The sequence below is a fragment of the Escherichia coli DSM 30083 = JCM 1649 = ATCC 11775 genome (genome assembly GCF_003697165.2).
GTDB classification, from domain to species: Bacteria; Pseudomonadota; Gammaproteobacteria; order Enterobacterales; family Enterobacteriaceae; genus Escherichia; species Escherichia coli.
This window is the reverse complement of sequence record NZ_CP033092.2, coordinates 907,895-928,453: the sequence shown is the minus strand read 5'-3', so window position 1 is coordinate 928,453 and position 20,559 is coordinate 907,895. Positions and strand designations below refer to the sequence as shown.

At 51.1% G+C, this 20,559-nt stretch carries 24 protein-coding genes, 1 other RNA gene and 3 pseudogenes; 11 read left to right on the top strand and 17 right to left on the bottom strand.

What is annotated here, in order from left to right; genetic code table 11:
* Positions 1 to 25: 25 nt before the first annotated feature.
* Complete coding sequence (gene ygfB, locus EAS44_RS05375; protein WP_001295378.1) at positions 26 to 604, bottom strand: UPF0149 family protein YgfB; 579 nt, start codon at positions 602 to 604, stop codon at positions 26 to 28.
* Between the two features lie 167 nt (positions 605 to 771).
* On the opposite strand from ygfB, the gene zapA reads away from it, so the two are divergent.
* The 3 genes from zapA to fau all read left to right on the top strand — a co-directional run bounded on the left by zapA (position 772) and on the right by fau (position 1,949).
* Positions 772 to 1,101, top strand: a complete 330-nt coding sequence (gene zapA / locus EAS44_RS05370) for a cell division protein ZapA (protein WP_001276008.1) — start codon at positions 772 to 774, stop codon at positions 1,099 to 1,101.
* Between the two features lie 41 nt (positions 1,102 to 1,142).
* A non-coding RNA gene (ssrS, locus tag EAS44_RS05365) (6S RNA) lies at positions 1,143 to 1,326 on the top strand.
* A 20-nt stretch (positions 1,327 to 1,346) separates the two neighbouring features.
* Positions 1,347 to 1,949, top strand: a complete 603-nt coding sequence (gene fau, locus EAS44_RS05360; RefSeq protein WP_000192752.1) for a 5-formyltetrahydrofolate cyclo-ligase — start codon at positions 1,347 to 1,349, stop codon at positions 1,947 to 1,949.
* Positions 1,950 to 2,050: 101 nt separating this feature from the next.
* On the opposite strand, the gene ibsC is transcribed toward fau, so the two are convergent.
* The 4 genes from ibsC to EAS44_RS05340 all read right to left on the bottom strand — a co-directional run bounded on the left by ibsC (position 2,051) and on the right by EAS44_RS05340 (position 4,772).
* Positions 2,051 to 2,110, bottom strand: coding sequence for a type I toxin-antitoxin system toxin IbsC (gene ibsC / locus EAS44_RS05355; RefSeq protein ID WP_071525914.1), 60 nt, complete (start codon positions 2,108 to 2,110; stop codon positions 2,051 to 2,053).
* Positions 2,111 to 2,338: 228 nt separating this feature from the next.
* Positions 2,339 to 3,571 (bottom strand): phosphoglycerate dehydrogenase, encoded by a 1,233-nt coding sequence (gene serA / locus EAS44_RS05350; RefSeq protein WP_001151604.1) that lies wholly within the window; start codon positions 3,569 to 3,571, stop codon positions 2,339 to 2,341.
* Positions 3,572 to 3,826: 255 nt separating this feature from the next.
* Positions 3,827 to 4,486, bottom strand: a complete 660-nt coding sequence (rpiA, locus tag EAS44_RS05345; RefSeq protein WP_000189743.1) for a ribose-5-phosphate isomerase RpiA — start codon at positions 4,484 to 4,486, stop codon at positions 3,827 to 3,829.
* A gap of 55 nt (positions 4,487 to 4,541) precedes the next feature.
* The gene (locus EAS44_RS05340; RefSeq protein ID WP_000545308.1) at positions 4,542 to 4,772 is read right to left on the bottom strand and encodes a LysR substrate-binding domain-containing protein; all 231 of its coding nucleotides are present in this window, start codon (positions 4,770 to 4,772) and stop codon (positions 4,542 to 4,544) included.
* Positions 4,773 to 4,912: 140 nt separating this feature from the next.
* On the opposite strand from EAS44_RS05340, the gene argP reads away from it, so the two are divergent.
* The 3 genes and pseudogenes from argP to EAS44_RS25520 all read left to right on the top strand — a co-directional run.
* Positions 4,913 to 5,806, top strand: coding sequence for a DNA-binding transcriptional regulator ArgP (gene argP / locus EAS44_RS05335; protein ID WP_000828351.1), 894 nt, complete (start codon positions 4,913 to 4,915; stop codon positions 5,804 to 5,806).
* A gap of 202 nt (positions 5,807 to 6,008) precedes the next feature.
* Positions 6,009 to 6,935: pseudogene (locus EAS44_RS05330) on the top strand (methylmalonyl-CoA mutase family protein); the annotation flags it as partial.
* A pseudogene (locus EAS44_RS25520) lies at positions 6,912 to 7,064 on the top strand (acetyl-CoA hydrolase); the annotation flags it as partial. The pseudogenes EAS44_RS05330 and EAS44_RS25520, both read left to right, overlap by 24 nt.
* On the opposite strand, the gene srsR reads toward EAS44_RS25520, so the two are convergent.
* The 7 genes from srsR to epd all read right to left on the bottom strand — a co-directional run bounded on the left by srsR (position 7,061) and on the right by epd (position 14,296).
* On the bottom strand, positions 7,061 to 7,957 hold the full coding sequence (gene srsR, locus EAS44_RS05325) for a LysR family transcriptional regulator SrsR (RefSeq protein ID WP_000350821.1): 897 nt from the start codon (positions 7,955 to 7,957) through the stop codon (positions 7,061 to 7,063). The pseudogene EAS44_RS25520 and the gene srsR overlap by 4 nt on opposite strands.
* A 157-nt stretch (positions 7,958 to 8,114) precedes the next feature.
* The gene (gene yggE / locus EAS44_RS05320; RefSeq protein ID WP_000669831.1) at positions 8,115 to 8,855 is read right to left on the bottom strand and encodes an oxidative stress defense protein; all 741 of its coding nucleotides are present in this window, start codon (positions 8,853 to 8,855) and stop codon (positions 8,115 to 8,117) included.
* Between the two features lie 92 nt (positions 8,856 to 8,947).
* Complete coding sequence (gene argO / locus EAS44_RS05315; RefSeq protein WP_000493343.1) at positions 8,948 to 9,580, bottom strand: arginine exporter ArgO; 633 nt, start codon at positions 9,578 to 9,580, stop codon at positions 8,948 to 8,950.
* Between the two features lie 138 nt (positions 9,581 to 9,718).
* A complete protein-coding gene (gene mscS / locus EAS44_RS05310) occupies positions 9,719 to 10,579 on the bottom strand; it encodes a small-conductance mechanosensitive channel MscS (protein WP_000389811.1) in 861 nt (286 codons plus the stop codon).
* A 190-nt stretch (positions 10,580 to 10,769) separates the two neighbouring features.
* The gene (fbaA, locus tag EAS44_RS05305) at positions 10,770 to 11,849 is read right to left on the bottom strand and encodes a class II fructose-bisphosphate aldolase (protein WP_000034375.1); all 1,080 of its coding nucleotides are present in this window, start codon (positions 11,847 to 11,849) and stop codon (positions 10,770 to 10,772) included.
* Positions 11,850 to 12,063: 214 nt separating this feature from the next.
* Positions 12,064 to 13,227 carry a phosphoglycerate kinase gene (gene pgk / locus EAS44_RS05300; protein ID WP_000111269.1) on the bottom strand — a complete coding sequence of 388 codons (1,164 nt, stop codon included), beginning with the start codon at positions 13,225 to 13,227 and terminating at the stop codon, positions 12,064 to 12,066.
* Between the two features lie 49 nt (positions 13,228 to 13,276).
* Complete coding sequence (gene epd, locus EAS44_RS05295) at positions 13,277 to 14,296, bottom strand: erythrose-4-phosphate dehydrogenase (protein ID WP_000218482.1); 1,020 nt, start codon at positions 14,294 to 14,296, stop codon at positions 13,277 to 13,279.
* Positions 14,297 to 14,667: 371 nt separating this feature from the next.
* Between epd and EAS44_RS05290 the strand changes: the two genes are divergently transcribed.
* Genes EAS44_RS05290 through EAS44_RS05270 form a run of 5 tightly spaced genes read left to right on the top strand, consistent with a single transcriptional unit; the run spans position 14,668 to position 17,744 of the window.
* A complete protein-coding gene (locus EAS44_RS05290) occupies positions 14,668 to 15,099 on the top strand; it encodes a PPC domain-containing DNA-binding protein (RefSeq protein ID WP_000988707.1) in 432 nt (143 codons plus the stop codon).
* Positions 15,100 to 15,121: 22 nt separating this feature from the next.
* Positions 15,122 to 15,700: an ECF transporter S component gene (locus tag EAS44_RS05285; RefSeq protein WP_000113903.1), complete on the top strand. Its 579-nt coding sequence runs from the start codon at positions 15,122 to 15,124 to the stop codon at positions 15,698 to 15,700.
* Positions 15,701 to 16,408, top strand: a complete 708-nt coding sequence (locus tag EAS44_RS05280; RefSeq protein WP_000553240.1) for an energy-coupling factor transporter transmembrane component T — start codon at positions 15,701 to 15,703, stop codon at positions 16,406 to 16,408.
* Positions 16,396 to 17,073 (top strand): ABC transporter ATP-binding protein, encoded by a 678-nt coding sequence (locus EAS44_RS05275; RefSeq protein WP_000256973.1) that lies wholly within the window; start codon positions 16,396 to 16,398, stop codon positions 17,071 to 17,073. Before EAS44_RS05280 ends, EAS44_RS05275 begins: the two co-directional genes overlap by 13 nt.
* Positions 17,067 to 17,744: an ABC transporter ATP-binding protein gene (locus tag EAS44_RS05270; protein WP_000956879.1), complete on the top strand. Its 678-nt coding sequence runs from the start codon at positions 17,067 to 17,069 to the stop codon at positions 17,742 to 17,744. The genes EAS44_RS05275 and EAS44_RS05270 overlap by 7 nt, the downstream gene beginning before the upstream one ends.
* Here the strand turns inward: EAS44_RS05270 and EAS44_RS05265 are convergent.
* The 5 genes and pseudogenes from EAS44_RS05265 to yggP all read right to left on the bottom strand — a co-directional run bounded on the left by EAS44_RS05265 (position 17,716) and on the right by yggP (position 20,546).
* Entirely contained in the window at positions 17,716 to 18,429 is a 714-nt protein-coding gene (locus EAS44_RS05265; protein ID WP_000687745.1) for a nucleoside/nucleotide kinase family protein, read from the bottom strand. The genes EAS44_RS05270 and EAS44_RS05265 overlap by 29 nt on opposite strands.
* Positions 18,426 to 18,935 carry a fumarase E gene (gene fumE, locus EAS44_RS05260; protein ID WP_000224127.1) on the bottom strand — a complete coding sequence of 170 codons (510 nt, stop codon included), beginning with the start codon at positions 18,933 to 18,935 and terminating at the stop codon, positions 18,426 to 18,428. The genes EAS44_RS05265 and fumE overlap by 4 nt, the downstream gene beginning before the upstream one ends.
* Positions 18,936 to 18,956: 21 nt before the next feature.
* A complete protein-coding gene (locus EAS44_RS25845; RefSeq protein ID WP_250146959.1) occupies positions 18,957 to 19,055 on the bottom strand; it encodes a hypothetical protein in 99 nt (32 codons plus the stop codon).
* Between the two features lie 43 nt (positions 19,056 to 19,098).
* Positions 19,099 to 19,272, bottom strand: a pseudogene (locus EAS44_RS25840) (fructose-bisphosphatase class II); the annotation flags it as partial.
* The gene (gene yggP, locus EAS44_RS05250) at positions 19,269 to 20,546 is read right to left on the bottom strand and encodes a zinc-binding dehydrogenase (protein ID WP_000853190.1); all 1,278 of its coding nucleotides are present in this window, start codon (positions 20,544 to 20,546) and stop codon (positions 19,269 to 19,271) included. The pseudogene EAS44_RS25840 and the gene yggP, both read right to left, overlap by 4 nt.
* Between the last annotated feature and the right edge of the window lie 13 nt (positions 20,547 to 20,559).

The following is a 20,559-nucleotide window of genomic DNA, read 5'->3' as shown; positions in this document are numbered from 1 at the left end:
AACACTCTCCTTACGTTTTTTGTTTTTAGTGTAGAGTCGGTTTTTGTACTTCTGGCGCGGTCGGTTGCGGATGAGTAAAGGTGTCGTGGCATAACAGCGCGGCAACACGGACGTACTCGATGATCTCTTCAAGCGACATTTCAAGCTCTTCCTGATCTTCGTCTTCGTCGTAACCCAACTGCGCGATGTTACGCAGATCGTCGATGGCTTCACCGGTTTCGCCGGTCACTTTGTCCAGCTTCGGTTGCGTAACGCCAAGACCAAGCAGGAAGTGATTGACCCAACCAGCCAGCGCATCAGCCCGATCGAAAACGCTGACATCATCGCCATCAGGCAGATAAAGCTGAAAAAGGAAGCCGTCATCCTGCAGGGCATCGCTGGTGGCAGAGTGCATTTTGCGCAGTGCCTGTGCCAGCTCATGACCGAAAGCCATGCCTTCGTTCGTCAGGTCGTGAAGTAGCGGCAGCCATGAGCTGTCATCGTTACCGCCACATATCATCCCACTGATTAAACCATGCATCTCAGCAGGGGTCAGACCCGTCCCTTGTTGGTTCAGATACTGGTTCATTTCGTTGTAACCAGGCATTTCGTTCTGTATAGACATAAGCATTCGTCGTCAAAGGGAGGAATATTCATGATATGCTACCACTTTGGGCCCTGGTGGACCAGAAAAGGGCTTGTCTCTTCTCATCAGGGTAGCTATAGTGTCGCCCCTTCGCAGACCATGGGTCTAAAGACGAAGGCAGCGCAGTCAATCAGCAGGAAGGTGGCATGTCTGCACAACCCGTCGATATCCAAATTTTTGGCCGTTCACTGCGTGTGAACTGCCCGCCTGACCAAAGGGATGCGTTGAATCAGGCAGCGGATGATCTGAACCAACGGTTGCAAGATCTGAAAGAACGCACTAGAGTCACAAATACTGAACAGTTGGTCTTCATTGCCGCATTGAATATCAGCTATGAGTTAGCGCAAGAAAAAGCGAAGACTCGTGACTACGCGGCAAGTATGGAACAGCGTATTCGGATGCTGCAGCAGACCATAGAACAAGCGTTACTTGAACAAGGTCGCATCACCGAAAAAACTAACCAAAACTTTGAATGACACTTTTCGGTTTACTGTGGTAGAGTAACCGTGAAGACAAAATTTCTCTGAGATGTTCGCAAGCGGGCCAGTCCCCTGAGCCGATATTTCATACCACAAGAATGTGGCGCTCCGCGGTTGGTGAGCATGCTCGGTCCGTCCGAGAAGCCTTAAAACTGCGACGACACATTCACCTTGAACCAAGGGTTCAAGGGTTACAGCCTGCGGCGGCATCTCGGAGATTCCCTTCTTACCTGGCACCAGCCATGACGCAACTACCAGAACTCCCACTGACATTATCCCGACAAGAAATCCGCAAAATGATTCGGCAACGTCGTCGTACGTTAACGCCGGAACAACAGCAGGAAATGGGTCAACAAGCCGCTACCCGGATGATGACGTATCCCCCAGTGGTGATGGCGCATACGGTCGCTGTATTCCTCTCTTTTGATGGCGAACTCGACACCCAGCCACTCATAGAACAACTCTGGCGCGCCGGTAAGCGCGTATATCTTCCAGTTTTGCATCCCTTTAGTGCCGGTAACTTGCTGTTCCTGAATTACCATCCGCAAAGCGAACTGGTGATGAACAGGTTGAAGATCCACGAGCCAAAACTGGACGTGCGCGATGTGCTTCCCCTTTCCCGGTTAGATGTATTGATCACGCCGCTGGTGGCTTTTGATGAATACGGTCAACGCTTGGGAATGGGCGGTGGTTTTTATGATCGGACCTTACAAAACTGGCAGCACTATAAAATGCAACCGGTGGGTTATGCGCATGATTGCCAGTTAGTAGAAAAACTCCCAGTGGAGAAATGGGATATTCCACTGCCTGCGGTGGTTACACCGTCGAAAGTCTGGGAATGGTAAGGGCGATACATCCCGCATCGCCCTGATTGACATCGTTGATTCTTTGACCTAATTTAGTGAGTAAGGGTAAGGGAGGATTGTTCCTCCCCTGTGACTGACTGTTAATAAGCCGGGAAACTTATGAGTAACAGTACAATCAGTATGATGACAAGTCGCATCATAACCCTTCTCCTTCAAGCCCTCGCTTCGGTGAGGGCTTTACCGTTACAGCCCCATGCTGCCCTGCCATCGTAAATCCCCATTAAATAAACACAACGCATTGATCTGACTTTGATTTATTTTCTGGAGCAGACTCGCAAAGTAGAATGCGCAATGCGGCAACGGTGTGGAGAAGGGATAAAAAAACGGGCAAGTCAGTGACCTGCCCGTTAATTTTCAGAGAAGGGGAATTAGTACAGCAGACGGGCGCGAATGGTACCCGGAATAGCTTTCATTGCCTGCAGCGCTTTTTCGGCAACGTCTTCGTCGGCTTCAATATCAATAACTACATAACCCATCTGGGCGGAAGTTTGCAGATATTGCGCGGCGATGTTGACGCCCTGCTCGGCAAAAATTTTGTTGAGCGCAGTCAGCACACCCGGACGGTTTTCGTGGATGTGCATCAGACGACGACCACCGTGCAGTGGCAGCGAGACTTCCGGGAAGTTCACCGCAGAGAGCGTTGAACCATTGTCAGAATACTTGATCAATTTACCCGCAACTTCCAGACCGATATTCTCCTGCGCTTCCTGAGTCGAACCACCAATGTGTGGCGTCAGAAGGACATTGTCGAATTCACACAGCGGAGAGGTAAATGGATCGCTATTGGTCGCCGGTTCCGTCGGGAATACGTCGATTGCCGCCCCTGCCAGATGTTTGCTCGCCAGCGCGTCACACAGCGCTGGAATATCCACCACAGTACCGCGCGAAGCATTAATCAGCAGCGAGCCGGGTTTCATTAGCGAAATCTCTTTCGCGCCCATCATATTTTTGGTGGACGGATTCTCTGGTACATGCAGACTCACCACATCGCTCATATTCAGCAGGTCAGAAAGATGCTGTACCTGAGTGGCGTTGCCCAGCGGCAGTTTGTTTTCAATATCATAAAAGTAAACATACATTCCCAGCGATTCAGCCAGAATGCCCAATTGCGTACCAATATGACCGTAGCCGATGATACCCAGCTTTTTGCCGCGCGCTTCAAAAGAACCCGCCGCCAGTTTGTTCCACACGCCACGATGCGCTTTAGCATTGGCTTCCGGCACGCCGCGCAATAGCAGCAGCAGTTCGCCAATCACCAGCTCCGCAACAGAGCGCGTATTTGAGAACGGTGCGTTAAATACCGGGATCCCGCGCTTTGCCGCCGCATCCAGATCAACCTGGTTTGTTCCTATACAGAAACAGCCAATAGCGACCAGTTTTTCTGCGGCGTTGATCACGTCTTCAGTCAGATGGGTACGGGATCGCAGGCCGATGAAGTGGGCATCGCGGATGGATTCTTTTAATTGTTCATCATCCAGCGCGCCTTTGTGAAATTCGATGTTGGTGTAACCAGCTGCACGAAGGCTTTCCAGCGCCTTTTGGTGCACGCCTTCTACCAGCAGAAACTTAATCTTGTCTTTCTCCAGCGATACCTTTGCCATTTACCCAATCCTGTCTTTTGAAATGTTGTGTGCGGATTTGCATCCGCCTTTCAACATATCAAAAAATAATATTGCGGCAATATGAACGTTTGCGTCGCGATGTTGAGGAAATATCACGCAAAAGTATTTCTTGGATGAATATGCTGGTTTAGAGGATTTATTTAGAGCAATCGACAATTGCCAGGTAAAAACGTGACACATGTCACCAAATTTAATGAATAGAATTTTTTTAACGGGGGAGGTTCCCCCGTCAGATCATTTCACAATAGTTTTGACACCGTCAGGTGTGCCAATCAGCGCAACGTCCGCGCCACGGTTAGCAAACAAACCAACAGTCACCACGCCAGGAATCGCATTTATGGCGTTTTCCATCGCTATCGGGTCAAGGATTTCCATGCCGTGGACGTCGAGGATCACGTTGCCGTTATCGGTCACTACGCCCTGACGGTATTCCGGACGACCGCCCAGTTTCACCAGCTGGCGCGCCACTGCACTACGTGCCATCGGGATAACTTCTACTGGCAGCGGGAATTTGCCCAGAATATCAACCTGCTTGGAAGCGTCTGCAATACAGATAAATTTTTCCGCAACCGAAGCAATGATTTTTTCACGGGTCAGCGCCGCGCCGCCGCCTTTGATCATTTGCATGTGGCCGTTGATTTCATCTGCGCCATCAACGTAGATGCCAAGGCTGTCGACTTCGTTGAGATCAAAAACGTGAATGCCGAGGCTTTTCAGTTTTTCAGTGGAAGCATCTGAACTGGAAACGGCCCCTTCAATCTGGCCTTTCATTGTACCGAGTGCGTCAATAAAGTGTGCGGCGGTGGAACCTGTACCTACACCAACAATGGTGCCGGGCTGAACATACTGAAGTGCCGCCCATCCTACTGCTTTTTTCAATTCATCCTGCGTCATGATCGTTTCGCCTGTGGTATGAAATTTCACACGCATTATATACAAAAAAAGCGATTCAGACCCCGTTGGCAAGCCGCGTGGTTAACTCATCCATAAAATATCGCGCAATGGCGGGCATCCCCTTTCGCCCCGCAAATAAAGCATACAACGGTCTGGGTATGCCGCTCCACGGTGCAAACAGGCGCACCAGTTCCCCGTTCGCAAGCCCCTGTTTACAGGCAAACTGAGGTAATAACGCCACGCCATTCAACACAACCAGGGCGCGAACTCGCTGAGCGAAATGCATTAGCGCAAATCCCTGATCTTTTAAGCTGCGCGTTAACCACTGATACAAATGTTACCCGCCAACGGCTTCGGTATATGCAACCCGACACAAAATTGTGTCATAGTGCAGGAAAAAGCATTTACCAGGAGCAGACAACAGCAATGAAACGCCCGGACTACAGAACATTACAGGCACTGGATGCGGTGATACGTGAACGAGGATTTGAGCGCGCGGCACAAAAGCTGTGCATTACACAATCAGCCGTCTCACAGCGCATTAAGCAACTGGAAAATATGTTCGGGCAGCCGCTGTTAGTGCGTACCGTACCGCCGCGCCCGACGGAACAAGGGCAAAAACTGTTGGCGCTACTACGCCAGGTGGAGCTGCTGGAAGAAGAGTGGCTGGGCGATGAACAAACCGGTTCGACTCCGCTGCTGCTTTCACTGGCGGTCAACGCCGACAGTCTGGCGACGTGGTTGCTTCCGGCACTGGCTCCTGTGTTGGCTGATTCGCCCATCCGCCTCAACTTGCAGGTAGAAGATGAAACCCGCACTCAGGAACGTCTGCGTCGCGGCGAAGTGGTCGGCGCAGTGAGTATTCAACATCAGGCGCTGCCGAGTTGTCTTGTCGATAAACTCGGTGCGCTCGACTATCTGTTCGTCAGCTCAAAACCGTTTGCCGAAAAATATTTCCCTAACGGCGTAACGCGTTCGGCATTACTGAAAGCGCCAGTGGTCGCGTTTGACCATCTTGACGATATGCACCAGGCCTTTTTGCAGCAAAATTTCGATCTGCCTCCTGGCAGCGTACCCTGCCATATCGTTAATTCTTCGGAAGCGTTCGTGCAACTTGCTCGTCAGGGCACCACCTGCTGTATGATCCCGCACCTGCAAATCGAGAAAGAGCTGGCCAGCGGCGAACTGATTGACTTAACGCCAGGGCTATTTCAACGCCGGATGCTCTACTGGCACCGCTTTGCTCCTGAAAGCCGCATGATGCGTAAAGTCACTGATGCGTTGCTCGATTATGGTCACAAAGTTCTTCGTCAGGATTAATCCATCAAATAACGCCTGATAGCACATATCAGGCGTTATCCTCACTTCTTTTTGTATTCCTTGAATCACATCACAAAATAGACAAATCTCAGGCGGCAAAAAACGACGTCTGAATGCATTTTTTTGCTGGCGACAAACCCACGTAAAAAGCTCACCGTAAGCGCAAATACCCTCATTTTGATTGCGTTTTACGGAGCAAATAATGTCTAACGTGCAGGAGTGGCAACAGCTTGCCAACAAGGAATTGAGCCGTCGGGAGAAAACTGTCGACTCGCTGGTTCAGCAAACCGCGGAAGGGATCGCCATCAAGCCGCTGTATACCGAAGCCGATCTCGATAATCTGGAGGTGACGGGTACCCTTCCTGGTTTGCCACCCTACGTTCGTGGCCCGCGTGCCACTATGTATACCGCCCAACCGTGGACCATCCGTCAGTATGCTGGTTTCTCGACAGCAAAAGAGTCCAACGCTTTTTATCGCCGTAACCTGGCCGCCCACCGAGGCTACGACTCCGATAACCCACGCGTGGCGGGCGACGTCGGCAAAGCGGGCGTCGCTATCGACACCGGGGAAGATATGAAAGTCCTGTTCGACCAGATCCCGCTGGATAAAATGTCGGTTTCGATGACCATGAATGGCGCAGTGCTACCAGTACTGGCGTTTTATATCGTCGCCGCAGAAGAGCAAGGTGTTACATCCGATAAACTGACCGGCACCATTCAGAACGATATCCTCAAAGAGTACCTCTGCCGCAATACCTATATTTACCCGCCAAAACCGTCAATGCGTATTATCGCAGACATCATCGCCTGGTGTTCCGGCAACATGCCGCGATTTAATACCATCAGTATCAGCAGTTACCACATGGGTGAAGCGGGTGCCAACTGCGTGCAGCAGGTAGCATTTACGCTCGCCGATAGGATTGAGTACATCAAAGCAGCAATCTCCGCCGGGCTGAAAATTGATGGCTTCGTCCCTCGCCTGTCGTTTTTCTTCGGCATTGGCATGGATCTGTTTATGAACGCCGCCATGTTGCGTGCGGCACGTTATTTATGGAGCGAAGCGGTCAGTGGATTTGGCGCACAGGATCCGTATAACAACGTTATCCGCACCACCATTGATCATTGTGCACATCCTATGTGTCGGGATTATCTGCATCGCTATCTGGAAAATGCGTCCGGCGGACATATTCACCACGATCTTAGCCACGTCTTCGACTTACACCGTAATTTAATTGCAACCGGATCGATGCTGGGTTAATGGTTTGTCCCGTCACGATCTTCAGCAATATGCTGAAGCATCGTGGCGGTATAACGATGATTTCTGATTGAATAAAGATATTCCTGCATATACATCGGCCTGTGCGGCGCATCAAAATATTTCAGCGTTGCCGGATTCACCAGTCGCCAGGCAAAATGCGGGATCACCGTCAGAAAATGTCCCCGCTCCACGTCGCTGATTTTGGCCATAAAACTATAGGGACGATAAATAATGGTTGGATTGATCCCACAAGGACGCATATTCGCATCAATCATTGCTTCGAAGTTAGCCCAGTTTTGAAAGCGCATTTGTAGCCAGGGCAGCTCCTGAAGCAGCTCTTGCTCTTGTCGCTCTTCATAACGGCGAGAAACGAGAAAGCCCAATCGCAGCGGCGGTAGTTCACTGATAGTCAGGTTTTCCAGTTCCTGAACTCGTGCAGATACATGCTGTGGGGAGATTATAAAATCTAACTGACGGTCAAAAAGATTATCGATAACGCCATTTGCGCTGAACTCAACTGGCTGGGCGGTCACGCCTTCGTACTTATCTCCGAGACTAATCAACTGATCAAAAATAATGGTCGGATAAGTATTATCTATGCCTATCACAATGTCTCGTGAACGACGTCCTGAGTTATGGATTTCATTATCAATCGCAGAAAGTCGTTGATAAACCGGGAACAGTTTTTGATACAGTTCCTGTCCGGCTTTATTGAGGCTGATATTATTATCTTTGCGGGTAAATAGCGTATAGCCAATTTGTTCTTCCAGCGCGGCAATGCTTTTGCCAAATCGCGAAGCCGTCATATGGATTTTTTCTGCCGCCCGGGCAATATTATTGGTTTGCGCTAATAAAATGAAATTGCGCATCTTTTTCGAAATAAAAATGTCCATCCCCCCTCTCCCGCATCCTTGTCCGCTTAACCGTTTCAGTCAGCCTATCCTTGATGAAACCGCGAGCAAAGATAGGTGATTACGTCATGGTTTTACAGAAAAAGGAGGCAATATCGGGTAAAGGCATTAGCCCGACGAATACGTCGGGCTACAAGTATTAATGTGCAGCAGGTGTTTTAGCGGGTGGTTGATCCACAGGTTCTAACTGGAAGATTACATCGACCTGATCATCAAACTGAATAGCGGCCTGCTCGTAAGTTTCCTGGGCGGACACCGGCGCGGCATCGGCTTTCATCATCCGCACCATTGGGCTGGGCTGATAGTTGGAAACATGGTAGCGTACGCTATATACCGGCCCCAGTTTACGATGAAAGCCGTTCGCCAGTTCCTGCGCCTGATGAATCGCGTTATCAATCGCTGCCTTACGCGCTTTGTCTTTATAGGCATCCGGCTGCGCCACGCCCAGCGACACAGAACGAATTTCGTTAAGACCCGCCTTTAGCGCGCCGTCCAGCAAGGAATTCAGTTTGTCTAACTGACGGAGCGTGACTTCCACCGTTCTCACTGCGCGGTAGCCTTTCAGGATACTTTTACCATCCTGATAATCATAATCTGGCTGAGTGCGTAAGTTCGCTGAGCTGATATCTTTTTTCGCGATCTGATTGAGCTCAAGGAAGGAAATGTATTGTGCGACGCGCTCATCTGCCTGTTTCTTGGCAGTAGCGGCATCCTTCGCGGCCACGTTAACTTCAATCGCAAGAGTGGCAATGTCTGGCACCGCATCCACGCTTGCCGTACCGGAGGTGACAATATGCGGTCCATCCGGCAATTCGTTAGCCTGCGCTGCCATCCCGCTAATACCCATTAATGCCGCCAGGGCGATAACTTTGAACTTCACGTTAGTCTCTCCGTGTTAATTGACTTGCCCAAAATTCAGGACCTCTGGAGGCAAGCTTAGCGCCTCTGTTTTATTTTTCCATCAGATAGCGCCTAACTGAACAAGGCTTGTGCATGAGCAATACCGTCTCTCGCCAGCTGCAAGGCAATAAACCACATAACACATCCCACTACCAGATTGATAATGCGCTGTGATTTTGCCGTGCGCAGGCGCGGTGCCAGCCAGGCTGCGAGAATAGCCAGACCAAAGAACCACAGGAAAGAGGCGCTAATTGTTCCGAGCGCAAACCAACGTTTTGGTTCCACATCAAGTTGCCCGCCAAGGCTGCCCAGCACAACAAAAGTATCCAGGTAAACATGCGGATTCAGCCAGGTCACTGCCAACATGGTGGCGATAATTTTCCATCTGCCTTGTTTCAGGACTTCGGCACTGGCTAACTCAATGTTACTGCTCATTGCTGTTTTAAAAGCGCCAAAACCATACCACAGCAAGAAGGCTACGCCGCCCCAGGTCAGCGCCAGCAACCACGGCGACTGCATCAATAACGCGCTGCCACCAAAAATCCCCGCACAAATCAGGACCAAATCGCTGATAGCACAAAGTAAGGCAATCATAATGTGGTACTGACGACGAATGCCCTGATTCATCACAAAAGCATTTTGTGGACCGAGCGGTAGGATCATAGCCGCCCCAAGTGCAAGACCTTGAAAGTAATAAGAAAACACGTTGGATATTCCGAATTAAGTATCTGATGCAGAGACTATATCGCGGGATTGTTATTAGCGGAAATTGATAATATTAATTGGCAATCAGAAAAACTAATAAGAGAGAGGCCAGAGAGTATTATCTGGCCTCAGCGTTGATTACGCAGCTTTGTCTTCTTTCACCCGCTTAAAGTTCACATCCATTTGCGGGTACGGGAAGCTGATACCGGCGGCATCAAATTCACGTTTAATACGCTCCAGCACATCCCAGTACACGTTTTGCAGATCGCCGCTGTTGCTCCAGACGCGGACCACGAAATTAATCGACGATGCGCCAAGTTCGTTCAGACGCACAGTCATTTCGCGATCTTTCAAAATGCGATCTTCAGACTGGATAATATCGGTCAGGATCTGCTTAACCTGATCGATATCGGAATCATACGCCACGCCAATAATAAATTCGTTACGGCGAGCTGGCTCGCGGGAGAAGTTAATAATATTCCCGGCAATAATTTTACCGTTCGGAATAACGATAATTTTACCGTCTGCAGTACGCATGGTGGTGGAGAAAATCTGCACACTCAGCACAGTACCGGCTACGCCGCCGAGGTCAACATATTCTCCGGCACGGAACGGGCGGAACATGACAAGTAACACGCCAGCGGCCAGGTTAGACAGTGACCCCTGCAAAGCCAGACCAACAGCTAAGCCTGCGGCACCGAGTACAGCAATGACTGACGCTGTTTGTACGCCCACGCGCCCCAGTGCAGCGATTAGCGTAAAGGCGATAATTCCGTAACGGACTAATGCAGAAAGAAAATCAGCAACAGTGGCATCGATTTTACGGGAGATCATCAGGCGATTCACCGCGTTGGAAATCATCCGCGCGATAATCAAACCAACGATGATGATCGCGAGTGCCGCCACGATGTTTACTGCATAACTTAGCAGCAGCGCCTGGTTAGCCACCAGCCAGCTTCCCGCGCCGTTTATGCTATCGACAACATTCAAATCTTCCATTCAATATTCCTTTTCAACTGACTCAAAATGGAGAAATACACTCCGCCGCCTTATGACGGGCAGTCTGACAAGGGTAAACAATAAAGCATAATTTTGCCAAATAGATCACAGATTTCTCATCTGTATCACCTTGCTTTTGGCGAAAAAAAGACCCGCAGAGCGGGCCTTGAGATAAGCAGAAAGGAATATCTTACAGAACGTCGATCGCGTTCAGTTCCTGGAATGCTTTTTCCAGACGAGCGATCATCGAAGTCTGACCGGCACGCAGCCATACGCGCGGATCGTAGTATTTCTTGTTCGGCTGATCTTCGCCTTTCGGGTTGCCCAGCTGGCCTTGCAGGTAAGCTTCGTTTTCTTTGTAGTAGTTCAGAACACCTTCCCAGGTTGCCCATTGGGTATCGGTATCGATGTTCATTTTCACTACGCCGTAGCTTACGGAATCTTTGATTTCCTGAGCAGTAGAACCGGAACCACCGTGGAAGACGAAGTTCAGGCTGTTGTGCGGCAGGTTGTGTTTCTTAGAAACATATTCCTGAGAGTCGCGCAGGATGGTCGGAGTCAGAACCACGTTACCCGGCTTGTAAACACCGTGTACGTTACCGAAGGACGCAGCGATGGTGAAACGCGGGCTGATTTTGCTCAGCTCGGTGTATGCGTAATCAACGTCTTCCGGCTGGGTGTACAGTGCAGAAGCGTCCATGTGGCTGTTGTCCACGCCGTCTTCTTCACCACCGGTGCAACCCAGTTCGATTTCCAGAGTCATGCCGATTTTGGACATGCGCTCCAGGTATTTAGAGCAGATTTCAATGTTCTCTTGCAGAGATTCTTCAGACAGGTCAATCATGTGAGAAGAGAACAGCGGCTTACCGGTAGCAGCGAAGTGTTTTTCACCCGCGTCCAGCAGACCGTCGATCCACGGCAGCAGTTTTTTCGCGCAGTGGTCGGTGTGCAGGATCACCGGAACACCGTAGTGTTCAGCCATCTGGTGAACGTGATGCGCACCAGAGATCGCACCCAGGATAGCAGCGCCCTGCGGAACGTCAGATTTCACGCCTTTACCAGCGATAAAAGAAGCACCACCGTTGGAGAACTGAACGATAACCGGCGCTTTAACTTTAGCTGCGGTTTCCAGTACGGCGTTGATGGAGTCAGTACCGACGCAGTTTACTGCTGGCAGTGCGAAGTTGTTTTCTTTTGCTACCTGGAAAACTTTCTGTACGTCATCACCAGTGATTACGCCAGGTTTTACGAAATCAAAAATCTTAGACATGTCTCTTGTCCTGTATCGTCGGGCCTTATACTCGTCATACTTCAAGTTGCATGTGCTGCGTCTACGTTCGCTCACCCCAATCACTTACTTATGTAAGCTCCTGGGGATTCACTCTCTTGTCGCCTTCCTGCAACTCGAATTATTTAGAGTATGAAAAAGTGCGTGCTCTAAAAGCGCGCTGAAACAAGGGCAGGTTTCCCTGCCCTGTGATTTTTTACTTCTTAGCGCGCTCTTCGAGCATCGCTACTGCAGGCAGTACTTTACCTTCTACGAATTCGAGGAATGCGCCGCCGCCAGTGGAGATGTAGGAGATTTTGTCAGCAATGCCGAACAGGTCGATTGCTGCCAGAGTGTCGCCGCCGCCAGCGATGGAGAACGCTTCGCTGTCTGCGATAGCGTTAGCCACGATTTCAGTACCTTTGCGGAAGTTCGGGAATTCGAACACGCCAACCGGACCGTTCCACAGAATGGTTTTCGCATTCTTCAGGATTTCAGCCAGTTCCTGAGCGGAAGCATCACCGATATCCAGGATCTGCTCGTCAGCTTTCACATCGTTAACAGATTTCAGGGTAGCCGGTGCAGTTTCAGAGAACTCGGTTGCTACGCGAACATCAGACGGAACCGGGATGTTGCAGGTGGTCAGCAGACGTTTAGCTTCGTCAACCAGGTCAGCTTCGTACAGGGATTTACCCACATCGTGGCCTTGTGCCGCGATAAAGGTGTTAGCGATACCACCGCCAACGATCAGCTGGTCAGCGATTTTAGACAGGGAGTCCAGAACGGTCAGTTTGGTAGATACTTTAGAACCACCAACGATAGCCACCATCGGGCGAGCAGGTTCTTTCAGTGCTTTACCCAGCGCGTCCAGTTCAGCTGCCAGCAGCGGGCCTGCGCACGCAACGTCAGCGAATTTACCGATACCGTGAGTAGAAGCCTGCGCGCGGTGAGCAGTACCGAATGCGTCCATTACGAACACGTCACACAGTGCAGCGTATTTTTTGGACAGAGTTTCGTCATCTTTCTTCTCGCCTTTGTTGAAGCGAACGTTTTCCAGAACAACCAGTTCACCTTCAGCAACGTCAACGCCGTCGAGGTAATCTTTAACCAGACGAACCGGGTTAGACAGTTTGTCTTTCAGGTAGTTAACAACCGGCAGCAGAGAGAATTCTTCGTTGTACTCGCCTTCGGTAGGACGACCCAGGTGGGAAGTTACCATCACTTTTGCGCCTTGTTTCAGGGCAAGTTCGATGGTCGGCAGAGAAGCACGGATACGCGCGTCGCTGGTTACTTTCCCGTCTTTTACTGGTACGTTCAGATCCGCACGGATAAATACACGTTTCCCAGCAAGATCCAGATCGGTCATCTTAATTACAGACATGGTGAATCCTCTCGTTGATTCTAAAAGTTTTGCAGACGCTGCTTGCGTCTTACCTGAAAGCAACAGTAGCCATAGCTAACGTCGTGTCGAGCATTCGGTTAGCAAAGCCCCATTCGTTATCGCACCAGACCAACGTTTTGATCAGGTGTGCGCCACTGACCCGGGTTTGGGTGCCATCGACAATGGCACTGTGCGGATCGTGGTTAAAATCTACAGAGACCAACGGCAATTCCGCATAGTCAACTATACCATGAAATGCACCTTGTGCTGCTTTTTGCAGCAACAGGTTGACTTCATTGGCTTTTACAGGTTTCTTCACCGTCACGCTTAAATCGATTGCCGTCACATTTATGGTTGGCACACGTACCGCAATCGCTTCAAAGCGATCGTTAAATTGCGGAAAAAATCGTGTGATACCGGCGGCCAGTTTAGTATCGACCGGAATGATCGACTGACTGGCTGCCCGAGTGCGACGCAGGTCAGGATGGTATGCATCAATAACCTGTTGATCGTGCATGGCGGAGTGAATTGTGGTCACAGTGCCGGACTCAATACCGTACGCATCATCTAACAATTTGATGACGGGAATTATGCAATTCGTGGTACAGGAAGCGTTAGAAACGATGCGGTGTTCCGCACGAAGTTGATCCTGATTGACGCCATAAACAACGGTCGTGTCGAGATCGTTACTGCCAGGATGTGAAAAGAGCACTTTTTTAGCCCCGGCGGCAATGTGTGCTTCACCATGCTCGCGGGAGCCATATACGCCGGTGCAGTCGAGGACTACATCAACGCCAAGTTCACGCCAGGGGAGCGATTGCAGTGAACGTTCATGCAATACACGGATGGCGTCATCACCAACAAAAAGTTGATCGCGTTCCTGTCGTACTTCCCATGCAAAACGGCCATGGCTGGTGTCATATTTCAACAAATGCGCCATGCCCGCAGCATCCGCCAGTTCGTTGATTGCCACCACGGTAATTTCCGCACGGCGTCCGGATTCATACAAAGCACGAACCACATTACGCCCGATGCGACCGAAGCCATTTATCGCTACGCGTACGGTCATAGATCTCCTGCAAGGTTTTCCCTGAGCAAATTTGCCAGACAGAGTAATCCAGCAAATCGTTCGGGGAAACCTTACCTGTCGCAAACTGCGACTGATTGGTTAATTGTCGAACATTTAATCGACTGAAACGCTTCAGCTAGGATAAGCGAAACGTGGAATAAAAGGAATGATTGTCCAGTCAAAGAAGACAATTATCTGACTTACGTCACGTTTTCAGCCCCGCCCCTGTGGAATTTATTCCACTTTGCAGAATCACGAATAAGCGTAGCAAAATCTTTTCGTTGTGCCGTCACAAACCCTGACTTATATCAGAATATGACTGATGCAGCGTCGATATTATCCGCAATACGTCCGAGTTTCGGAGTACTCCAATGATGACATTGCCCTACCCATATTCTTCCTCCGCACGCTTTTACGCGCTGCGCCTGCTCCCCGGGCAGGAAGTTCTCTCCCAATTACGCGCCTTCGCGCAGCAACAACAACTTCACGCCGCGTGGATTGCAGGTTGTACCGGCAGTCTGACTGACGTCGCCTTACGCTATGCCGGGCAAGAAAACACTGCCCTGCTAAGCGGTAAGTTCGAAGTCATCGCATTGAACGGCACGCTGGAACAGAGTGGTGAACATCTTCATCTCTGCGTTTCCGATCCACACGGCACGATGCTTGGCGGTCATATGATGCCCGGCTGTACCGTGCGGACCACGCTTGAACTGGTGATCGGCTGCCTGGAGGAACTGGCGTTTAGCCGCCAGCTTTGCGCGCTTTCTGGTTACGACGAGTTGCATATTTCCCCCGTTAAATAACTATTTTCAGAGAGGTTTTCTTATGGCGCGTCGCCACTTTTCCAGTCAGGCACTGGTGTTGATCGTTATCTCTATCGCCATCAATATGATCGGCGGACAACTGGCCAGCATGGTTAAATTACCTATTTTTCTCGACTCCATCGGCACACTTATTAGCGCGGTACTGCTTGGTCCGGTGATCGGGATGCTGACCGGTTTACTGACCAATTTACTCTGGGGATTGCTGACCGACCCGATCGCCGCCGCATTTGCGCCCGTCGCGATGGTCATCGGCCTGGTCGCCGGTTGGCTGGCGCGAGCGGGTTGGTTTCGCACCCTGCCAAAAGTCGTTGTTAGCGGCGTGATTATTACGCTTGCGGTAACGGTCGTCGCTGTACCGCTGCGTACTGCGCTGTTCGGCGGCGTGACAGGAAGCGGAGCCGATTTGTTCGTTGCCTGGATGCACTCGATGGGGCAAAACCTGGTGGAGTCGGTGGCGATTACGGTGATAGGCGCGAACCTGGTCGATAAAATTCTCACAGCGGTGATTGTCTGGCTTTTACTGCGTCAGCTGCCGATTCGCACCACGCGCCATTTTCCGGCAATGGCTGCCGTGCGCTAAATGCATCCGTTTACATCCTTAACGCTGTGGGCGCTGGCGGCCTGCACCACGCTTATCCTGCCCACACAGACAATATTGCCAGTCTATAGCGCGGCGACCTTTTTCTGCCTTATTGCGCTAAAGGCCACGCGGCGGCGGGCAAAATATGTCGTCTGGCTGATGTTCTCGCTGGGGGCTGGACTGTGGCTGGTGCACGGTGGCTGGCTGACAGAATGGCTAAGCGGCACGCCACGCTCTCCAGAACGGTGGGCGCATGCTATTACGCTCTGGTTGCGGATTCTGGCGATTGTTTCAACCTCACAGTTGTGGATGCAGTACGTCCCCGTGCAACGTTTTATCCGCGCTTTGTTTGCTTCTCGCCTGCCGCCGGGCGTCGCTTATCTGTTTGCCGGGCCGTTATTGGTCGTTGAGCAGTTAAAACGGCAATTGGCGATTATTCATGAAGCGCAGCGCGCCCGCGGCGTGCCGCTGGATGAGGGCTGGTATCAGCGTTTACGTGCGATGCCCGCGTTAATTATTCCGCTAACACACAATGCGCTAAACGATCTTGCTGTCCGTGGTGCGGCACTGGATATGCGGGCATTTCGAATCAACAATAGGCGCACTACGTTATGGGCACCAGCCGATAGCACCCTACAACGCGTAGCACGTTACGCCATGATATTGCTAATGCTGGCTGAATTCGGAGCGTGGATATGGTTACGTTAGAACAGTTTCGCTATTGCCCGACACACTCAACGCATCCTCCGTTCTGTTATGACTTTCACTATGTCAAACCGGGGATGGTCGCCATCTTTGGTGACAACGGCAGTGGCAAAAGTACGCTGGCGCAGCTGATGGCGGGCTGGTATCCGGACTTTCTACCAGGAGAGATAACCGGCACGGGGACGCTTCTCGGTACGCCCATTGGGCGTCTCCCGCTTAATGAACAATCCGCCACCATCCAGCTCGTCCAGCAATCGCCCTATTTGCAGCTCTCCGGCTGTACCTTTAGCGTGGAAGAAGAAGTTGCCTTTGGGCCAGAAAATCTGTGTCTTGCTGAAAAAGAGATTATGGCGCGGATTGACGCCGCCCTGGCCCTGACCGAGTGCCAGCCGTTGCGCCATCGTCACCCGGCAACACTCTCCGGTGGAGAGACACAGCGTGTGGTCATCGCCTGCGCCATCGCGATGCAGCCAAAGCTCTTAATTCTTGATGAAGCCTTTAGCCGCCTGACGCCGCAGGCCCGCGAAATGCTGTTGCAGCGCTTACAACACTGGGCGCTTGAACGTGGTTCGCTGATTATTCTTTTTGAACGTCATCACACACCTTTCCTGAACCACTGCCAGCAAGCGTGGCAATTGCAAAACGGAGCGCTCCAGCCACTATGTTAACGTTAAATCAGATATCTTATCGCTGGCCTGGCGCGGCTACGGATTGTCTTTGCGACATTTCTCTGCAACTCAAACAAGGTGAATGGCTGGCGCTGACCGGCGACAATGGCGCGGGAAAATCGACGCTGTTACGAGTAATGGCAGGTCTTCTTACGCCCACAGCCGGTACGGTTATGCTGCAACAACAAGCGATGAAAAACCTGAAAAACCGCCAGCGCGCGGCAAAGATTGGCGTACTGTTTCAGGAAGCGGAAAATCAGCTTTTTCACAGCACCGTTGCTGACGAAATCGCATTTGGTTTGATACTGCAAAAATGCCCGGCGGATGAAATCACTCAACATACCAATGCTGCCCTGCAATGCTGTCAGTTAGCAGACACTGCCAGCGCGCATCCGTTAGATCTGCATAGTGCGCAGCGACGGATGGTCGCCGTCGCCTGCCTGGAAGCACTCTCTCCGCCACTATTGCTACTGGACGAGCCGAGTCGGGATTTTGACGAAAATTGGTTGAGCGTGTTTGAAAGCTGGCTGGAAAAGTGCCGCCAGCGAGGCACGAGCGTCGTAGCAATCAGTCATGACGCCGCATTTACCCGGCGTCATTTCTCTCGTGTGGTGCGACTGGAAGATGGTGTAATCAGGAACGTTAATCCATCAGACGATATTCACCCGTAGCGGTCATCATTAAGGTCAAATTTGCAGGCAGACTCTCTTCCAGCACCCGGCGAACATTCGGCCCGTCGGTACGGTCATAAAAGGCTTCTGCGTCTGCCAGCGATAACCCTCCCGCCAGCTTGCGCCCCACCAGACGCTCCCGCAACGCAGATGCGGGAGCTTTGATAAAGATCGAGAAATCACAAAATTGCGCAAGCTGGCACCACTTCTCGTCGTCCAACAACAACCAGTTTCCTTCGACGATGACGAGTGGTGCGGTAACGTGCAACACATCTTCAACAGGATCATGCTTTTGTCGATCGTACTGCGGCCACGTACAATCCCCTTCCACAACCCGGCACAGATTTTCCGCCAGTTTCGCAACGTTGAATGTCTCTGGTGCGCCTTTGAAGGGTCGCAATTGATGCACATCCAGCCAGCTATTGTAATGGTGAAAACCATCCATCGGCAGCGTCTGAATAGCGGGCAGTTCCGGGTCTTGTTGCGCGAGATATTCCCAGAAGGTGGTTAGGGTAGATTTACCCGTCCCCGGCGGAGCGCAAAGAAAAACCACCGTACGCCGCTGCGGATTTACTGTCTGTAAGGCCGCCAGCATACGCAGCAATGGTTTATGTACATTTTCAATTTCATCATCAGAGTACTGCGCCTGTACCTTTAGTCCATTCACCGTCAGTTCGATTTTCACGGCGTTAATTCCTTTAAGGTGGTCGTTACTGCCAGCATCAGCGCCGTTTTGACCATCCCGCTAAAACGCGCCTCTGACCAGACGGCGAAATCGGCGAATTTCATCGCTTTCAACGCGTCATAGAGACTCGCATTGCGGATTATGCTATTGACGTTGCTGATAAAATCCCAGGCCATGTCATCGGCAAATCCGGGCGTTTCATCCTGTTCGTTCAGGTAATGCCAAAACTGGGAAAAATGCGTGATATCGGCGTACAGCCATTTATCCATTTTCCCCAGCGCATAAATCAAACGCAGCGCAACATCAATATCGTCAAGCGGGCCGCTTTGGGCGAGTAACGGCTTCACTGCATATTCGACGATCTCTTCATCGTTATCGACAAACAGCGACGGCAGAAACTGGCGTATCCCCTGGAGCAAAATAGAATGCGCAGTTTTCATAAATGAAAATAAATTGTCCTGTGCATCCAGTTGCTCAAGCACATCATCTTCTGTCAGCGTCGCCATTGGTCTTCCGATAGATCACCATCAATGCAGGGAGTCTATTATATTACACGTTTGGTCCGCGCCGCCGATCAGTAATGTCTGCGTCCGCACCCCATTCGCCGTCTGTTGGATACCGTTCACCAACTCGCCGCCCGTCACGCCCGTAGCGCTAAAGAGGATATCGTTCCCCCTCGCCGATAACCACTCGCCCACGAAAAGCAACGTCGTTTAATGCCTGGCGCATCGCGGTGACCGCAAGGCTATCAATTTTATTTTTGTCGCCACAGCCGGTTTGCGGCCAGGCAGCCAACGCTGCCTGTTCCGTAACGCGAAATAATGGCCACGCCAGGGACATCATTGCGCGGCCTCCCCAATATCAACGCCAAATTGTGCCAGCAGATATTTCTCGGCCTGTTCATTCCAGATGCCGTGCGTTTTCTCAACCAGCCGCGCCAGCTCTTTAAACAGCGGATCGGTTTTGCCTTTTTCGGCAAAATCGGCAATGGCGGTCAGCGGCATGGTCACGCCGTTATAAATGAGTTTTTTACCGCCAGGGATATCCGGCAGATTGAGCACGGTTTCTGGCACCGCATCCAGGCCACCGATATGGGTCACCATAAACGACGGCTGTAACTGCCCCGTGGCGCTAAGGGCAATCGCCTCTTTCATGTCGTCCGTGGAACCGCCGGACGTGCCGACAACGTGCGTACTGTTGTAATGGACGTTGTAGAAATTAAACGGCACTTTGAAGTTTTTATCCGTCGGACCGGCAAAGAAGTTCAGGCAGCCATCTTCCGCCAGTAATTCATCCGCCATCTCGACGACTGAAGGCACCGCTGCATAGACAAATACGTCATCAAATCCGGCATCATCCGTCAGCGCCCGCAGCGTCTGGACCGGATCGCTCACCCCTTTGGTATTCATATACACCAGCTCAATGCCTTTACTGGCCGCCAGTTCCACCGGCAGCAGCATCTGCACCTGCGCCAGCCGTTTGTCGTCGATATCGACTACCACCACCCGCGACGGTTGTATGCCGCCGTTAATAGCGTAATCGATAGCGCCAATTCCCATCGGGCCTGCACACGCCAGTAGCGCAATATTGCCGCCAGGTTTGACGCCCATACGATGCTCATAAACATATTGCGTGGTGTGATAATTGGCATGATAAGCGCCAATAATGCAGCACATCGGTTCCGCCAGCGAGGCCGCAGCAAAATAAGAGCCGTGATACGGTAATACACAGCCTAAATTAATCGCGATTTCGGGAATAATCATATAGGTGGCGTTACCGCCAAAATATTCGTAGCTGTAGCCCGCTGAATACCCGCCTGGTAACCCCATCGCCGGTTGCAATACAAAACGCTGGCCTTTTTTATATTTGCCAGTGAGATTTTTACCCACTTCGACAATAACCCCGGCACATTCATGCCCGGTAATGACCGGATGATTTTCTAAATCGTCGGGGACGCGTTTATGTTCACTACCGAGTAACGCCGCTTTCCAGGTGGATAAACAAACGCTGTCAGAAATTACATTCACTAACAGTTCATTATCGGTAATTTCTGGCAGCTCAAATTCGCGCAGACGGACATCCCGCTTGCCATAAATAGCAGCAACTTTGGTTTTCATTTTTACCTCTGTA

Excerpts from the sequence above, each read along its gene's own strand:
- ygfB (WP_001295378.1), bottom strand. The coding sequence starts at position 604 with ATGTCTATACAGAACGAAATGCCTGGTTACAACGAAATGAACCAGTAT.
- zapA (WP_001276008.1), top strand. The coding sequence starts at position 772 with ATGTCTGCACAACCCGTCGATATCCAAATTTTTGGCCGTTCACTGCGT.
- fau (WP_000192752.1), top strand. The coding sequence starts at position 1,347 with ATGACGCAACTACCAGAACTCCCACTGACATTATCCCGACAAGAAATC.
- serA (WP_001151604.1), bottom strand. The coding sequence starts at position 3,571 with ATGGCAAAGGTATCGCTGGAGAAAGACAAGATTAAGTTTCTGCTGGTA.
- rpiA (WP_000189743.1), bottom strand. The coding sequence starts at position 4,486 with ATGACGCAGGATGAATTGAAAAAAGCAGTAGGATGGGCGGCACTTCAG.
- EAS44_RS05340 (WP_000545308.1), bottom strand. The coding sequence starts at position 4,772 with ATGCATTTCGCTCAGCGAGTTCGCGCCCTGGTTGTGTTGAATGGCGTG.
- argP (WP_000828351.1), top strand. The coding sequence starts at position 4,913 with ATGAAACGCCCGGACTACAGAACATTACAGGCACTGGATGCGGTGATA.
- srsR (WP_000350821.1), bottom strand. The coding sequence starts at position 7,957 with ATGGACATTTTTATTTCGAAAAAGATGCGCAATTTCATTTTATTAGCG.
- mscS (WP_000389811.1), bottom strand. The coding sequence starts at position 10,579 with ATGGAAGATTTGAATGTTGTCGATAGCATAAACGGCGCGGGAAGCTGG.
- fbaA (WP_000034375.1), bottom strand. The coding sequence starts at position 11,849 with ATGTCTAAGATTTTTGATTTCGTAAAACCTGGCGTAATCACTGGTGAT.
- pgk (WP_000111269.1), bottom strand. The coding sequence starts at position 13,227 with ATGTCTGTAATTAAGATGACCGATCTGGATCTTGCTGGGAAACGTGTA.
- epd (WP_000218482.1), bottom strand. The coding sequence starts at position 14,296 with ATGACCGTACGCGTAGCGATAAATGGCTTCGGTCGCATCGGGCGTAAT.
- EAS44_RS05290 (WP_000988707.1), top strand. The coding sequence starts at position 14,668 with ATGATGACATTGCCCTACCCATATTCTTCCTCCGCACGCTTTTACGCG.
- EAS44_RS05285 (WP_000113903.1), top strand. The coding sequence starts at position 15,122 with ATGGCGCGTCGCCACTTTTCCAGTCAGGCACTGGTGTTGATCGTTATC.
- EAS44_RS05280 (WP_000553240.1), top strand. The coding sequence starts at position 15,701 with ATGCATCCGTTTACATCCTTAACGCTGTGGGCGCTGGCGGCCTGCACC.
- EAS44_RS05275 (WP_000256973.1), top strand. The coding sequence starts at position 16,396 with ATGGTTACGTTAGAACAGTTTCGCTATTGCCCGACACACTCAACGCAT.
- EAS44_RS05270 (WP_000956879.1), top strand. The coding sequence starts at position 17,067 with ATGTTAACGTTAAATCAGATATCTTATCGCTGGCCTGGCGCGGCTACG.
- fumE (WP_000224127.1), bottom strand. The coding sequence starts at position 18,935 with ATGGCGACGCTGACAGAAGATGATGTGCTTGAGCAACTGGATGCACAG.
- yggP (WP_000853190.1), bottom strand. The coding sequence starts at position 20,546 with ATGAAAACCAAAGTTGCTGCTATTTATGGCAAGCGGGATGTCCGTCTG.